This window comes from Pseudoalteromonas shioyasakiensis (genome assembly GCF_024518675.1).
Lineage (GTDB): Bacteria > Pseudomonadota > Gammaproteobacteria > Enterobacterales > Alteromonadaceae > Pseudoalteromonas > Pseudoalteromonas shioyasakiensis_B.
In genome coordinates this window covers 1,070,499-1,086,088 of sequence record NZ_JANIGL010000001.1, presented here as the reverse complement: position 1 = coordinate 1,086,088, position 15,590 = coordinate 1,070,499, and the positions used below count along the sequence as shown (strand labels likewise).

16 protein-coding genes are annotated in these 15,590 nt (G+C 40.0%); 4 read left to right on the top strand and 12 right to left on the bottom strand.

The window, feature by feature from the left end:
* Positions 1-4: 4 nt before the first annotated feature.
* The 3 genes from NQT69_RS04755 to NQT69_RS04745 form a co-directional block, all read right to left on the bottom strand.
* The gene (locus NQT69_RS04755; protein WP_256826531.1) at positions 5-469 is read right to left on the bottom strand and encodes a methylglyoxal synthase; all 465 of its coding nucleotides are present in this window, start codon (positions 467-469) and stop codon (positions 5-7) included.
* Between the two features lie 99 nt (positions 470-568).
* On the bottom strand, positions 569-1,207 hold the full coding sequence (locus NQT69_RS04750) for a LysE family translocator (protein WP_256826530.1): 639 nt from the start codon (positions 1,205-1,207) through the stop codon (positions 569-571).
* The gene (locus tag NQT69_RS04745; RefSeq protein WP_256826529.1) at positions 1,207-2,403 is read right to left on the bottom strand and encodes a multidrug effflux MFS transporter; all 1,197 of its coding nucleotides are present in this window, start codon (positions 2,401-2,403) and stop codon (positions 1,207-1,209) included. The genes NQT69_RS04750 and NQT69_RS04745 overlap by 1 nt, the downstream gene beginning before the upstream one ends.
* A gap of 186 nt (positions 2,404-2,589) precedes the next feature.
* Here NQT69_RS04745 and NQT69_RS04740 point away from each other — a divergent pair, with 186 nt between their 5' ends.
* Positions 2,590-3,063 (top strand): hotdog fold domain-containing protein, encoded by a 474-nt coding sequence (locus NQT69_RS04740; protein ID WP_256826528.1) that lies wholly within the window; start codon positions 2,590-2,592, stop codon positions 3,061-3,063.
* Between the two features lie 2 nt (positions 3,064-3,065).
* Here NQT69_RS04740 and NQT69_RS04735 read toward each other — a convergent pair whose 3' ends face one another.
* From NQT69_RS04735 to smpB, 6 genes are all read right to left on the bottom strand, one after another.
* Positions 3,066-3,557 carry a bactofilin family protein gene (locus tag NQT69_RS04735; RefSeq protein ID WP_256826527.1) on the bottom strand — a complete coding sequence of 164 codons (492 nt, stop codon included), beginning with the start codon at positions 3,555-3,557 and terminating at the stop codon, positions 3,066-3,068.
* Positions 3,547-4,698 carry a M23 family metallopeptidase gene (locus NQT69_RS04730; RefSeq protein WP_256826526.1) on the bottom strand — a complete coding sequence of 384 codons (1,152 nt, stop codon included), beginning with the start codon at positions 4,696-4,698 and terminating at the stop codon, positions 3,547-3,549. Before NQT69_RS04730 ends, NQT69_RS04735 begins: the two co-directional genes overlap by 11 nt.
* Positions 4,699-4,851: 153 nt before the next feature.
* Complete coding sequence (gene fahA / locus NQT69_RS04725; protein WP_256826525.1) at positions 4,852-6,165, bottom strand: fumarylacetoacetase; 1,314 nt, start codon at positions 6,163-6,165, stop codon at positions 4,852-4,854.
* 115 nt (positions 6,166-6,280) lie between these two features.
* Positions 6,281-7,327 (bottom strand): 4-hydroxyphenylpyruvate dioxygenase, encoded by a 1,047-nt coding sequence (gene hppD / locus NQT69_RS04720; RefSeq protein ID WP_256826524.1) that lies wholly within the window; start codon positions 7,325-7,327, stop codon positions 6,281-6,283.
* 614 nt (positions 7,328-7,941) lie between these two features.
* Positions 7,942-9,438: a peptide MFS transporter gene (locus NQT69_RS04715; RefSeq protein WP_256826523.1), complete on the bottom strand. Its 1,497-nt coding sequence runs from the start codon at positions 9,436-9,438 to the stop codon at positions 7,942-7,944.
* Between the two features lie 535 nt (positions 9,439-9,973).
* Positions 9,974-10,453 (bottom strand): SsrA-binding protein SmpB, encoded by a 480-nt coding sequence (gene smpB / locus NQT69_RS04710; protein ID WP_058559811.1) that lies wholly within the window; start codon positions 10,451-10,453, stop codon positions 9,974-9,976.
* A 144-nt stretch (positions 10,454-10,597) separates the two neighbouring features.
* Between smpB and NQT69_RS04705 the strand changes: the two genes are divergently transcribed.
* Together NQT69_RS04705 and NQT69_RS04700 are read left to right on the top strand one after the other, a co-directional pair.
* Positions 10,598-11,038 carry a type II toxin-antitoxin system RatA family toxin gene (locus NQT69_RS04705; protein WP_256826522.1) on the top strand — a complete coding sequence of 147 codons (441 nt, stop codon included), beginning with the start codon at positions 10,598-10,600 and terminating at the stop codon, positions 11,036-11,038.
* Positions 11,035-11,364, top strand: coding sequence for an RnfH family protein (locus tag NQT69_RS04700; RefSeq protein WP_256826521.1), 330 nt, complete (start codon positions 11,035-11,037; stop codon positions 11,362-11,364). Before NQT69_RS04705 ends, NQT69_RS04700 begins: the two co-directional genes overlap by 4 nt.
* A gap of 51 nt (positions 11,365-11,415) precedes the next feature.
* Here NQT69_RS04700 and NQT69_RS04695 read toward each other — a convergent pair whose 3' ends face one another.
* The gene (locus NQT69_RS04695; protein WP_256826520.1) at positions 11,416-11,775 is read right to left on the bottom strand and encodes an outer membrane protein assembly factor BamE; all 360 of its coding nucleotides are present in this window, start codon (positions 11,773-11,775) and stop codon (positions 11,416-11,418) included.
* Between the two features lie 119 nt (positions 11,776-11,894).
* On the opposite strand from NQT69_RS04695, the gene NQT69_RS04690 reads away from it, so the two are divergent.
* Positions 11,895-12,245, top strand: a complete 351-nt coding sequence (locus NQT69_RS04690; RefSeq protein ID WP_256826519.1) for a GIY-YIG nuclease family protein — start codon at positions 11,895-11,897, stop codon at positions 12,243-12,245.
* Positions 12,246-12,363: 118 nt separating this feature from the next.
* On the opposite strand, the gene NQT69_RS04685 is transcribed toward NQT69_RS04690, so the two are convergent.
* Positions 12,364-13,554 carry a tetratricopeptide repeat protein gene (locus NQT69_RS04685; RefSeq protein ID WP_256826518.1) on the bottom strand — a complete coding sequence of 397 codons (1,191 nt, stop codon included), beginning with the start codon at positions 13,552-13,554 and terminating at the stop codon, positions 12,364-12,366.
* Positions 13,555-13,641: 87 nt separating this feature from the next.
* Positions 13,642-15,555 carry a methyl-accepting chemotaxis protein gene (locus tag NQT69_RS04680; RefSeq protein ID WP_256826517.1) on the bottom strand — a complete coding sequence of 638 codons (1,914 nt, stop codon included), beginning with the start codon at positions 15,553-15,555 and terminating at the stop codon, positions 13,642-13,644.
* Positions 15,556-15,590 lie beyond the last annotated feature (35 nt).

Genomic DNA, 15,590 nt, shown 5'->3' with positions numbered 1-15,590 from the left:
CGTGTTATAAATCTAGCTGCCGGGTTGCGAGGTACTTCTCGTAATCTGGTAAAGTACGCTCAAGCTCATTATTCATCAAGGTGGAGCTTAATAACATATCAGCACTTACCTCATTACAGGCCACGGGAATATTCCAAACAGCGGCTAATCTAAGTAAAGCTTTCACATCAGGATCATGGGGTTGTGATGCAAGTGGATCCCAAAAAAATATTAACATGTGCACTTCGTGCTCGGCAATTTTTGCGCCGAGCTGCTGATCTCCTCCCATAGGGCCGCTTAGTAGTTTAACAACCTTTAATCCTGTAGAGCGCTCAATTAAATGCCCTGTAGTACCAGTACCATATAGCGTATGTTGAGATAGGCTATCACGGTGTTTTTCACACCAAAGTTGAAGAGCGGCTTTTTTACCATCGTGGGCAACCAAAGCGATATTTTTATGTGCGGGAAGTGATTGTAATTTTTGTTCCATATTGACTCTTATTGTTAATAACCTGAACTCTGGTTAAGAGATATACTAATGGATTGATATTAAATCACAAATATATTTATTATCTAGAATTCAGGTTTATTACATTAGTAGATTAATGGCCAGCGCTATAAATACTACGCCTGTTATACGATCTATCCAAATCTGGCTTTGTGGATGTGCTCTAAAATAGTTTGCAATTTTATCGCCAAAGTAAATATATGTGCAGTCGATAGGAAAAGCAAAGAGAGGATAGAGTAAACCAAAAAATGCCAACTGGAATGTGGTTGAACTCGATAATGTCGGATCAACAAATTGTGGTATAAAAGCAATAAAGAACAGCGCCACTTTGGGGTTAAGTACTTCTGTCATCATGGCTTGAAACATAACATTGGATTTTTTTTTGGTAGTAACGTGAGGCTTATCATCACTATTGCATGATGGCTGCGTAAATGTGCTTTTAAGCATAGTTGCACCTAAGTAGCAAAGGTAGGCAGCGCCAGCGTACTGCACCGTCGCATAAGCTGTTTCAGAGGCTTTTAAAATAGCGGTTAAACCTGCCACGGCTAATAAAGTGTGTACTACGCCGCCAAGGGCAAAACCAAACGCACTTTGTAAGCCGGCAGCACGGCCATTAGCAAACGTTTGCGCCATTAAAAAGGCGTTTGAAGGCCCAGGCGCCACAGCTATTAAAAAGCTCGCGGCTAAAAATGATAATACAAACTCAGGATTGACTAGCATTATTTTTGTACCGCTGTGACAGGATGATAAATATTCGCTTTACGTGTCATTAATAACAGCCACAGGGGCAGTAATAATAGCAAATGAAAGGCAATGAATTGTGGGGCATTAAAAGGCAGCACTTGGCTAACAATAACCAGTAGGCCGGCGCCACTCATTTGCATTAAGCCAATCAGTGCCGATGCCGTACCTGCTTGTTTTGGAAAATGCGACAGAGCCATGCCAGCGGCGGAGCCCAAGCTTAATGAAAACCCAAGCGCAGCTATTAATATAGGTAACATAAAGGTGAAGGCTGTTTTAAACTGACTTAATAACAATATAAGCACGCCAGAAAAAATAAGTAAGCTTACCCCTAACTTTAATGCTTTTTGGCTGTGACGTTTGATATACAAAGGCGCAATAAAGCTGGCGACGATACTAATAACCGCATTTAAGGTAAACCAAAAAGTAAAGTCACTCACTGTGCCACCCAGCTCGGTCATGATCCAGCCCGGTGCAAGAGTGACAAAAGCCAAAATTGCCGACATGGCTATCATGCATAGAAGGCTGTTAAAAAAGAATACATTTGTGGTAATGATTGGCACAAACCTACGTAAGTCTAAAATATGCCCTTGATAGTGACTATCACTTGGCCGAGTTTCTTTAAAAAACAGCAGGGTGATTATTAAGCCTAGGCTAGCAAAACCGACTAAAAATAAAAAGTTCATTCGCCAGCCAAACTGCACGGTTAACCATGCGCCTAATATTGGCGCGAGTGCAGGCACAAAACATACAATCCCATTTAAATAAGTGATCATTTGACCGCTTTTAGCGCTGCCGTATTTATCCCTCACAATTGCAAATGCCACCACAAAAGTGGCACAGGCTCCAAAGCCCTGAACAGCGCGTGCTATCATTAACACGGTAAAGTTTGGCGCGAAATAAGCCAGTAACCCTGCAATGCCGTATAGGCTTATCCCTGTTATAGCAATTGGCTTACGGCCAAATTTATCAGCTAAGGGACCGGCAATCAGTTGGCCTAAACCGACTGTGAGCATAAAAATAGCCACAGTGAGCTGCACTTTCTTCTCATCCACTGAAAATGCTTGTGCTATTTCAGGAAAAGCGGGCAGATAAATATCAATAGCCAACGGGCAGAAAATAATAAGTAATGCGAGAATTAATACGATATGCAATGAGTGTTCAGTTTTTGGCATGGATGCTCCTTAATCCTGTATTTTATTGTGCCGAACTAAAAAATGAAAGGGATATTCAAGCAACATACGTTGTCATCATAACTAAAATCATTTGTGAACCTGAGCTTGATTGTTTATTAATCTTTGCTTGACTGGTCTGATGTGTTAATTTATTTCTATATAAACAGCATTCGACTGAGAAAAATAATGAGTGATAAATCTGCCGTTCTAAAAACCTGGTTAAAATTAAAAAATTTACCGTTTGGTAATTGGTTATTTACTAAAGCCGTGTGTTTTAAAGCCCCTTATTTTGGTTCAATGAAACCCTATATTTTAGATGTTAGAGATGGCTATTGTAGTGCCGTAGTTAAAAACCGCCGTAGCGTTCATAATCACATTGGGACTATTCATGCCATTGCCCAATGTAATTTGGCTGAACTATGTGCTGGCGTGATGGTTGATGCAACAGTACCCTATAAAACCCATCGCTGGATCCCAAAAGGAATGACGGTTAATTATTTAGCAAAAGTGGATACAGATGTGACGGCAATTGCAGAGATTCAATTACCTAGACAATGGATAGATAAAGAAGATTTAGTGGTGCCAGTTAAGCTTTATAATACCCGCAATGAGCTTGTATTCACTGCAGATATTACAATGTACATAACTAAGAAGAAATAGCCTTATTCTTTTTCTGCGGCTTGTTTGTTGAAAAACGACAAGTCGTTATCACCTTCGTTTAAAACGGATGCTAGCTCAGGCTTTGACTCAGTTGTTTGACTTATCAACTCTACCGTTTCAGCCTCATGTCGCTGCTTTAAGTTACCCTCAATAACAGCGCCAGCTTCAATGCTTAAGGTATCTTGATAAACATCGCCGTGTACTTCGGCAGTCTGCTCTATCGTGACCTTACCTGCATTGAGTGAGCCTATGATCTTGCCTTTAACAATAACACTATCAGCAACTACACTGCCTTCTACAAGGCCAGTTGTACCAATAACAAGATGATTAACTCTTACATCGCCATCAATGCGACCATCAAGCTGTACTTCGCCTTGACTGACGAGTGAACCGGTTAGGCGCACATCTTCAGAGATAATCGATGGAGCATGATTTGTTCTTTTTAATTGATTACCAGCAGAGCTGGTATTTGTTTGCTTTTTTTTACCGAACACGAGAGAGCGCCTTTGTAATTTTAACAGGATTGACATGTTTGTCGTTAAGTAACACTTCATAGTGTAGGTGAGTGCTGGTGCTTCTGCCAGTACTGCCCATTAATCCAATTACATCATTTTTAGCAACTGTTTGGCCCTTCTTCACTTTAATTTTATTTAGGTGACCAAAACGCGTGACAAAGCCATTTTTATGCTCAAGCTCTATAAAGTTACCGTAACCACCGTTGCGTCCAGCGCGAAGTACTTTACCATCGGCTGGGGCAAAAATTTCAGTCTTATGCCACCCAGCTAAATCAACCCCTTTGTGGAATGCGCGACGACCATTCATCGGATCTTTGCGTAAGCCATAACTGCTTGAAATGTAGTAATCAGCGGCGGGTAGCGACTGTGGTAATTCGTTAAGTAAACTCTCAAGGTTATTTAGAGATAATAGTTTATCGGCAATGGCTAAAAATTCGCTAGGGATTCTTGATTCGTCAAATACGTTTAACGGACCACCTTGCGCCGTATCATTTACAGGGCTATTAAGCTGATTTGCCAACGCAGTATCAAGGCCGGCCCCTTTTAACATAGTTAAAATGCGTTGTTTACGTTGCTCGATATGGTTCTCAAGTTGAGAAAAGCTATGCTTATATTGCGCGTTAAGTGCAATAAGACGTTGCTCTAGCGTATTATTTTTATGTAACAAGGTTGTTTTATCGCCCTTGTTCTCATCTATGAGAGGCTCATGCAAATCAGATTGCTGTTGATTTTCTTTAATTTCGAGCGTCGCGCTTTCTTCAGCTTTACTCAGAGAGTCGGGGAGTGATTCAATCATGCTTTGCAGTAGAGCATGTTTTTGTTCAAGAGTGGCTAATTGCTCTAACTGTTGTTCATGCAGACGCTGTTGCGCTTGTTGCTGCTGTTGCCATTTTTGTTGTTTTGTTATTTGGCTTTGCTCAATATCAGAAATTTTATTAGTTTGGCTATACACCTGCAAAGTAGAAACGGTTAGCCAAGTTATTGCTGTTAAAATACCTAACACAGCCGAAACTTGCAGCCAAGGCGCCAAGATCACATGCTTCACTTCACCATTTTGACGGATCAAAAGCTGTCTAGCTGGGAATAATTTGTGATAAAAAGACTTAATAAATACTGACATGGCTTATAAATACTGGCTATTAACCGGATTAAGATAGCAATTTGATATAAAAAAGCCAGAAAAAAATTGTAATCTTTACAATTTAGTGGGTAAAAAGCGCCCAGTCGAGCGCTTTCATTTTTTAACAAATAGTTAAAAAGTTAGGTTGTTTAATCACTTAGCAGGAAGAACTGTGCCTTCAACAGAGCCAAAGCCAATTCGAGCAAAACCTTCTTTTTCGCACCAGCCGCGCATGATTACATTATCACCATCTTCTAAGAAGCTGCGTTGCTCACCATTACTTAGTGTGATCTTCTCTTTGCCACCACGTGATAGCTCAAGTAAAGAGCCCGCTTCTTCGTGAGTAGGGCCCGATTGCGTGCCTGAACCTAGCATGTCACCTGGCATAAAGTTACAACCATTGACGGTATGGTGAGTTACCATTTGCGCTACTGTCCAGTATGAATGCTTAAAGCTTGATTTAGACACTTGCGCCGGAGTATGGCCTTCGTCACGCATTTTCTGCGTTTCAATCTGTACGTCCATTTTTATATCAAACGCACCGTGCTCACGGTTATGTGTTGACTCTAAATAATCTAATGGTTGTGGGTCACTTTCATCACGGGTCCATGAGGTTCTGTATGGAGCCAGCGCTTCGGTAGTGACAATCCATGGCGATACTGTCGAAGCAAAGTTTTTCGCAAGAAATGGCCCTAACGGTTGGTATTCCCATGCTTGTAAATCACGTGCTGACCAGTCATTGAAAACACAGAAACCAAATACATGGTTTTCTGCATTTTCGATAGCAATAGCATCCCCTAACTCGTTACCTTTACCTAAGTAAATACCTAGCTCTAATTCATAATCTAAGCGTTTACATGGGCCAAGCGATGGAACATCGGCATCTGGCGCTTTAGTTTGGCCGCTAGGGCGATGGAAAGTTTGTCCGGATACATCAATTGATGATGAACGGCCGTGGTAACCAATTGGCACCCACTTGTAGTTAGGTAGTAATGGGTTATCTGGACGGAATAAACTGCCTACGGCTGTTGCATGATAAATTGAAGTATAAAAGTCAGTGTAATCACCGATGCGACACGGCAGGGCAAACTCAATGTCAGCTTGAGCAATTAATGTATCAGTTAGTTTTGTTTGCTCGGGTGCGCCTTCACGTAGTGCTTTAGACAAGGCTAAACGCAATGCTGACCAGTATTGTTGGCCAAGGCCCATAAATTCATTCAAAGTTGCTTGGCTTGCAGCAGCAACCGCTGTTTGGGCATCACCAGAAAAAATAGCTAACTCGTTTACTTTTGCAAGGTCAATTACTTGGTCGCCAATAGCAACTGCACCGCGAAAAGCTTCGTTAGAGTTCTTACGACGAACTTCAGCAAAAGGTAAGTTTTGAATTGGGAAGTCACAATTTTTGGCGTTGGCAGATTCAACCCAGCTAGTTAAATTAATATCATGGGTTTCGTTAATGAGGCTCATATTCTTTCCTTATGGTTCGCGCTGATTGGATACACTAGTATATGGAGGCAATCAGCACAAATTTAAACGACAAAAAGCAGCGAGTTCGCTGCTTTTTAATTTCTTGATTTAAAATTTATAAAACGCCGCGACGTTCTTGATCACGTTCAATTGATTCAAATAGCGCTTGGAAGTTACCCTCACCAAAACCGCCATCATCAACGCGTTGGATCATTTCGATAAAGATTGGGCCAAACAAGTTTTTTGAGAAAATCTGTAACAAGTAACAGTTTTCACTTTGGCTATCTACAAGAATTTGATGCTCACGGATTTTTTCTTTGTCTTCTGCAACCCAAGGTACACGGTCAAAAATAGTGTCGTAATACTCAGGGATAATATCAAGTGTAGCAATCGTTGACTTATCTAGCTTATCTAACGAGCTAACTAGGTCATCTGTTAAGAATGCTAAATGCTGAACACCTGGACCATTATACTCACCTAGGTATTCATCAATCTGGTTATTGTCATTACCTTTACCTTCGTTGATTGGAATAGAGAAGGTACCGCACGGTGATTTAAGTGCATACGAAAGTAGCGCAGTTTTTTGACCTTTAATGTCAAAGTAGCGTACTTCGGTAAAACCAAACACGTCTTTATAGAAGTTAGCCCATGTTTCCATCGTGCCTTTATAAACGTTGTTTGTTAGATGGTCGATGCGCAAGAAGCCTTTATCAGCAACAACATTTTGCTCGCTTAAATCTTCAAAGTCGCTTTCATAGATAGAGCCTTTATCACCAAACTGTTCGATGAAATAGATTAAGCTGTCGCCAATACCGTAAATAGCAGGGTATGGTAGGTCTTTATGGGTTGAATCTGTTGCTGGTTTTGCACCGCGTTCTACAGCTGTCTCGAATGCTTTTTGCGCATTCTCAACACGCCAACCCATTGAGCAGATTGCCGGGCCATGGCTTTTGGCAAATTCAGCAGAAAATCCATCGCGTTCGTTATTTAGTAAAAAGTGAATATCGTTCTGGTTGTAATAAACGATATCTTTACCTTTAAACGTTTTTAATTTAGAAAAACCAAAATCGGTAAATACTTTATCCATGTAGTCAGCGTCTGGCGTTGCGTATTCAGTAAATTCGATACCAACTAAACCTAAAGGGTTTTTTACTTCACTCATTTTAATTCTCCCGCAATTATTAAGCACTGCGTTTTGTTGTATTTAATAGCGCAGATGATTAACCATAATTTGAGTGAGGGGAAGAGGGGGGATTTATTTAGCGACAGAGCAATTTGTAAATTTAATGGGACGCTTTTTGGAGTTTCAAAATGACCCGCTTTCTACATAAGCTTTTTGCTAAAGGAAGCAACTAACTCAGTATGTATTTTAAATATAAGCTTCTGTTATTTATTGTACTTTTTTGGTTTTCATAAAGTGGGTCATATTTTTTAACCCCTTTTTACTTTGTAATTAATTCTTTACACTTGATGTGGAGTTGTTAAAAAACTTACTTCGTTGTTGTAACCATAGGTTAGGTGTGACCATAGGGGCACTGTCGTAATGGCGTTTAACGGACTGATTAAGCTCCCTTGTGGTTTTTGTAAATGACAAAGTTTGTTGAGCAGTACCCATAGACGCAATTTCAGTATCTGTGAGTGCTCTACCAGCGAATAACATAGCGTTTAAATAGCCCGCCTTTGTTTCGTAATCATTGCCATTTACTAAAAAGGCAAGATATTACTATCTTGCCTTTTGCTAAAACTATATTGATGTTAATCCATCAAGTTTAAAATTTATTGAGCACTTGTCTCAGCTAAACCTTGTTTTTCCCATATTTTGGCTTTAAAGCTCATTAATACAAGTATAATACCTACACCAATGCTAAATAGCGCTATTTGTAGATAAAGGTAAGGGATTTCTTCCATATTATTTGGATCAAAGCCGCCAGCAAGTATGCCCGCAATAATGTTACCAATTGAGTAAGTGAGTACGAATATCCCCATCATTTGACCAGAAAAACGTTTTGGAGATAAACGGCTTACAGCACTTAATGCGACAGGGCTTAAACAAAGCTCACCTACAGTATGTAAAAAGTAGGTAGTAACTAACCAGTAAGGTGCAACCTTTAAGCCTTCAGCTGCGTAATGAGCAGCCATAAACATAACTAAAAATCCACTTGCCATAATTATAAGACCAAACGCACATTTGACGCTATATGACGGTGAAATCATTTTTTTAGATAAGTTAATCCAAAGGGCTGCAAAAAATGGCGATAATACAATGATAAAGATGGCATTTAATGATTGGAACCATGCAGTTGGTATTTCAAAGCTACCGACAAGGCGATCTGTGTAGTCACGTGCAAATAAATTCAATGAAGAGCCTGCTTGCTCAAAACCAGACCAGAAACAAGCAGAAGCAACACAGACTAAAAACAATGCCCACATGCGACGCTTTTCTGCTTCGGTTAACTTACCTTTAAAATAGATAATGCCAAAATAAGCAAAGAAAATGAGTGAAAATACAATCGCAACGTAGCCGGCAATAACCACAGGATCAATAACTAAATTACCTGTCATAGCAGCTAGAACCACAGACGCAACAATAATAACAAATGCCGCAATAGCAAACCAAGTACGGGTGATACCTCGTGGGCTTAATGGATTAGCAGGTGTTGAACTATGACTAGGTAAATGCTTAGTCGTTAAATGATATTGAATTAGACCAATACCCATACCTACGGCTGCTGCACCAAATGCCCAGTGCCAACCTACATTTTCCATAAAGTAACCACAAACGTAGTAACCAATAATTGAACCTAAGTTGATACCCATGTAGTAAATTGCATAACCACTATCACGGCGCTCATCTTCGCTTGAATAAAGCTGACCAACCATAGCACTGATATTTGGCTTTAATAAACCAGTACCTGAGGCGACAAACACTAAGCCGATAAAAAATGAATACTCATGAGGGACAGCCAAAATAATATGGCCGATCATGATTATAATACCACCATACCAAACTGCTTTTTGGCCACCAAATAAACGGTCAGCAAGCCAACCACCTGGCAAACCTAAAAAGTACACCGCGCCTGTATATAAACCATAGATTGCAGCAGCTGAAGCGACAGTGAAACCAAGGCCTTCTTCTTGCAAGCTAGCGGTCATGAAAAGTACTAATAAGGCACGCATGCCGTAATAGCTCATTCGTTCCCACATTTCAGTGAAGAACAGTGTTGAAAGTCCTTTTGGGTGGCCGAAAAACCCCCCAGTTGAAGATGAACTCATATTTACTTCCTAACTTATATTGTTATTGCGGCCTTATATTTTTGCTTTTATCGCTCGTGTAATTAATACACTAACTGAACGGGCGGCCATGAATGTTTTTAATGTAGCTAAGGTAATGGTTTGCTTATTAAGAGGTAAGAGTCACACCCTTATCCTAGCTACAATTGGCGCTAAGTATACATATACCAACACCACAGGGGAAGTGCTTGCGATAGTTGGTATAAATAGCCACTATTCTAATAGCCTGTATAAGACCTTACCTGAGTCATTTATAAAAAAACTACGATGAACCATTTATTGATTTTCTACAGTGAGTTACTTTCAGGTTGAGTTATACAATAGGCTGCATTGAGCAATGGCTTTACGTTAAGGCATAAAAGTTACTTCTTTTGAGAATCGTTGAAGATCAAATGAGAGAAAATGTCTATGAGCTTGGTTTAAAGCGATTTATATTATGGCAGATAACTAAAACCTAGCCTAAATCGCTTTTATTTCAAACCAAGAGTAGCATATCGAGGTTATGAGGATGTTTGCATTAAACTTTGTGCTTCATTAATCGTTCTTTTTCGCGAGACCAGTCTTTGTTTTTGCCGTCTTCACGTTTGTCATGCATTTTCTTACCTTTACCTAAGTGGAACTCTAGTTTCACCCAGCATTTTTTCCAATACATGGCTGTAGCAATCAATGAATAGCCATCGCGCTCAGTTGCACCAACTAAACGGTCTAACTCGCGCCTACTTAATAATAGTTTACGATAACGTAGTGGATCGCAAATAACATGGGTGGAAGCGCTATTGAGAGGCTGTATTTGACTGCCAAGCAAAAACGCTTCGCCATTTTTAAGGTGAATGTACGTTTCAGAGATGTTTACTTTACCAGCTCGGATACTTTTTACTTCCCAGCCTTGCAGTTCAACACCAGCCTCAAACTTGTCGTGTAAAAAATACTCATGACGCGCTTTTTTATTTAGCGCGATAGTATTACTTGTCGATTTAGATGATTTTTTCTTAGCCATAGTGGCCCATATTATACGTAATGCTCTGCTTTTTACATCGATTTTTTAAATTTACAGCTAAAAGTTGATGTAAATAAAGCGCCAGGAAAGTTTGGGGAAAAACGCAAAGCTTGCTAAAATTCGCCCACACAGTTGGGAGTGAGTATGCCACAAATAGAAAAAAGTGCGCTAGTAATGTATAGCAGCAATGAAATGTTTAATTTAGTAAATGATGTGGATGCTTATCCTGAATTTTTACCACATTGTTCTGACGCAAAAATAATTACCCAGCAAGCGAACAGTATGACTGCCAGCTTAGAAATTTCAAAAGCGGGTATAAAAAAATGGTTTACTACAGAAAACACCTTTGTTGATGAACAAACCGTCACGCTGCGCCTGGTAGATGGCCCCTTTAAAGCTTTACAAGGGCAGTGGCATTTCCGAGCTTTGGATGAACAAGCTTGCAAGGTTGAATTGCGCTTAGAGTTTGAGTTTTCGAGTAAGCTAATTGAGCTAGCATTTGGTAAGATTTTTAATGATGTTGCTAAAAACATGGTTAATGCGTTTACGCAAAGAGCAAAAGATGTTTATGGGCCAAGAGTATGATTAATGTAGAAGTCGTTTTTGCACTACCAACCTCTGCGACGAGTTTACAGGTCACAGTACCTGTTGGCAGTACCGCAGAAGAAGCCGTTATCAAGTCAGGTATACTAGAGAAGTGCCCACAAATCGATGCATCAAAATTAACCCTTGGTGTTTGGAATCGAACGTGCAAATTAACTCAAGTGTTAGAGCAGGGCGATAGAGTCGAAATTTACCGTCCTTTAATAGCAGATCCAAAAGATGCAAGACGTAAACGTGCGGAAAAAGCTAAAGATGAAGGCCGTGCTAACAAAATAACCGGTGGACGAGCGCTGGATAAAGCAAAATAACTTAAACAAAAAAGGTTAGCGTTGCTAACCTTTTGTCGTTCAATGAGCTGATTATTGCTCTAGTGGTGTGTTAAATTCTGCGGGTTGCTCGTAGTCACCGCTTAATGAAACCAGCTTTTCATTCTCAAAGTTAATAGTCAGTGATTTACGTTGTTCATTGTCACGGCCTAAGTTAAAAGAATATAAATAGTGCCATGTATTTTTATCGAAAGCGTCTTCAGCCACAGGCTTGCCTAATACATAAACAACTTGTTCTCGAGTCATATTTACACGAAGCTTATCAACATCGTTTTGTTCTAAAAAGTTACCTTGGGGAATGTTGATGCGATAAACCCAGCTTGAGCAACCAGCGGTTGCGCTTAAAGTAAGTGCGACAATAAACCAAAGAGAAAAAGTTTTTAACGACTGCATTGTTTGTTTGGATCCTTATTTTTTATAAACTGCATAATACCGATTAGTCACCTAAGGTAAAACCTTTTTGCACAATTGTTTGCGAGTTAATTTTCCTATTAGATGCTTGGAGTAATAATTTGACCACAGAGACAGCTGAAAGTTTAACTGTGCTGAAAAAAAACAAGTCGAAGAAATCGATGGCAAGTACTTGGTCACTTTATATAGTACAAACTCGGCTAGGGCACTGGTATACAGGAATTTCCACTGATGTTGCCCGCCGTTTGGCTGCACATCAATCGGGTAAAGGTGCAAAAAATTTACGTGGTAAAGGGCCACTTAAATTAGTTTATCAGCAGCAAGTTGGCAGTCGCAGCGATGCAACTAAGTTAGAAATTAAAGTTAAGCGTCTTTCTAAAGTGCAAAAGCGCGAATTTGTCGCAACTGAGCACCATCCGCTTAAAATGCAAAGCGATCTACCTGGCGAATAAGCTGTGCTATGCAGCTGACGGTTGTGAAATAATGAGCTTATCGAGATTTTCATAGGTATCAGTCACCTTGTTACTATGCTTATCTTCACCCACTGCAAAATAGAAGGTTATGCCTTTTTTATCTATCAGCTTTTGCTGTCATTGTACTCAAAGCGGTTAGCTTGGATTTGTAGCGTTTTTTATCGTGTATAAAATACGCATATTTATTTGCTAATCGCAGGTGTTTATTAGCTTGTTTAAGGTCACCTAGCTGATAATAGGTCCGCGCTAAACCAAAATAACTATTGTGAAGCGAACTGTCGAGTCGCTTTGCTTTGTTGAAGTGCTTGATTGCATCTTGATAAGCGTTAGTCTGGTATGCGGTATTACCCAGTGAGATATGATAGTAAGGGTTACTTTGTCTTTTGTTGTGTAATTGGGTCAAAATTTCATTGGCTCGTGCATCTCGGCCTGTGAGCTGATATAGCAGTGCTAAATTACCTAAGGCTGTATTGTTGTCTTTATCTATCGCTAAGGCATGGTTATAAGCAAGTTCGGCATTTCTATATTGCTTATTTAATCTTAAAAAAACGGCTAAGTTACCCCATGCGCCAGAATACAATGGATCTGCGTCAGTGGCGGCTAAAAAGTAGCTATAAGCACTATTTTTCTGGTTTCTCAACATGGCTGTTACCCCTTTGTTGTTATAAAACATAGCCGTAATACGTGCTTTAGAAATCGGGCTGGTTTTAAAATGCTCTCCCCGCGAATTAGGATCAAAATCAACCACCAGTGAATTATCAGTCGTGTAAACGTAGTGAATATTGTTGGCATTTTTACGTGGGGAGGAAACGCGTAAGTTAATATGCCCAGTCAGTAAATTATAGCCTCGGTTTGATGCCCAATATTCTGGAATGTGTACTTGTTGAAATTGACTATCCATACCTAAAAACTCAGCCATGCTATAGGCCAAAATAGACAAAGATAAGCAATTGGCGTTTAAATCACGATAAGCTTGACTGGCAACGAGGGTCGCACCGGCCTGATAAGAAAGTGATGCATCACCATTATTTAATAAAAATTGCAATAATGTGCGGGCGGATTGCAGGTTGCGTTTATTGCTTGGGAAAGCCGTTATTAATTGCTGTTTGATTTCATCATCGAGGGCAAAAATTTCAGTTTCAGCTTCTACTGGTAAAACAACAAAGGGTTGATTTTTAGTAATTTCTGGTGGGGCAGGCACGTGTTGTATAGTTGTGCTTTGGCAAGCTGTTAAAAAGCCAGTGAGTAGAAATAGTATTGTGTATGTAAACTTGTTTGATGTTGTCATAATTCTGCCCCAACCACTTTCACACAGAATAAAGTATAGTCAATAATTGGCTTGGGGCAGAGTTCAATTGTTACAAAACGTGTTTACTCAGTGTTTTTCAAATGTGGCAACAAGTTTATCAAGTGCTTGCGCACTGTTAGCTAAGTCACTAATTGCTTGCTCTGTAGTTATTTGCTCTTGCATGGCTTTATCACTGATTTCACTGATTTGTTCAATACTACGCCCAACATCTGCAACAACATTACTTTGTTCTTCAGTTGCGGTTGCAATTAACGTCGCCATGTCGTTAATTTCATTTGCTGTGTTGGTGATTGCAGTGAGTAATTGTACCGAGCTTTGCATGGCTGATACGCTATCTTGAGCTTTGTTTTTAGAATCAGTTATATTATTCACAACAAGTGTTGAAGTCGATGTTAGCTCTTCAATCATAGCTTGAATTTCGGTGGTTGATTGTGACGTTCGGCTCGCAAGCGCACGAACTTCGTCTGCGACGACAGCAAAGCCTCGGCCATGCTCACCTGCACGAGCAGACTCAATAGCTGCATTTAAAGCCAGCAGGTTCGTTTGCTCTGAAATTCCTCGTATTGAATCAACAATAGTCGCAATAGCTAGGGTTTTTTGTGACAGTTGTTCTACTTGATGAGTGATAGTGTCAATGTCATCAGCTAACGCAGAGATTGTTAGCTGACTTTGAGCTACTTGTTGATGACTTTGTTCAGTATTGGCTTTACTGTCTTCGGTTAATTTAGCTGCTGTGGCTGCACTGGCGGCAATTTCTTGTACCGTTGCCCCCATTTCATTAATTGCAGCAGCAACTGAAATAGTTTGGTCCTTCTGTTCATCCATGGCTTGAGAATTGCGTTGGGCTTGATCAAATACATGTTGTGAACTTTGGCGTATTTCATGGCTTTCACTGGCCACTTTTGCGATGGCGGTTTCGATTTTAGTAATAAATAGATTAAAGCCATCACTGAGTTTTGCCAGCTCTGGCTGGTTAGATTCTGGCAGACGATAAGCGAGGTTAGCATCACCTGAGCCTAAGCGAGTAAATAGCTCTGCCATATCTGATAACGGTGAAGACAAAGAGCGGGCTAGCAAAAAGCTGACAACTGAAGCAATTAAAGCAATTAAGACTGCAAAACTGATGATTTGCCATTGTAAATCAGCAATCCCAGCAAAGACCTCATCTTTAGCAACTTGGGCAATCACATAAAGGTTTGTGCCTTTAATTGGGCTAGCGGCAAGAAAATAAGCATCGCTGTTTATGCTCACTTCTAACAAGTTAAACTCCGTGTTTTGTAATAACTTATTAGATACCCCTTGACCATATAGTTCATCTAGGCGTGCTTTAGCAACTTTACTGGCATCGGCGTGAAGCTGTATTAAGCCTTCACTATCAGCAATAAAAACGAACCCTGTTTGCTCTATTTTAAACTGATTAAGTAGGGCTTGCATGGCTGAAATACTCTTTGCAAGTCCAGCAAGGCCGATACCATTTGGCTGCTGATGGTTAACAAACATTTTTACGTCATTTTCGCTTTCTTGAAAAATACTGATAGAAAACGCTTGTTTGCTTTGTTTAAAACCATAAAACCATGCGTCTTGTTGGTGGTTGAGTACTCTTAAGAAGCCATCTTGATTCCAATACTGGGCACTTTCACGATTTGCCCATGACGCGGTAGCTAAATTATATTGGCGTTTTAATCGCGTCAGTTCTGCAATTAAAATCTCATCATTTGGGTTGTTGCTCGCCGCCCAATCGAGAATAAAACGGTTACTTGAAAGCTGCTGAGCTGCATTTTTCAACTGGTTGATTTCTATGCTGATATAATTATTGATGGCATGTACTTTACTGGGCAACTCAGAGTTAATCATGCGTTGCTCAATGATCTTTTTAGCACTAAAAATTGCAGTAATACCAATTAAGGCCGCCACTAATAAGGCTATGCAAATACCTAATAGTGTGATTTTTTGCGTAATAGGGGCACGTTGTAAGAACATAATTTTGTGTTAATTTACTACTCTGGAACCTGAGT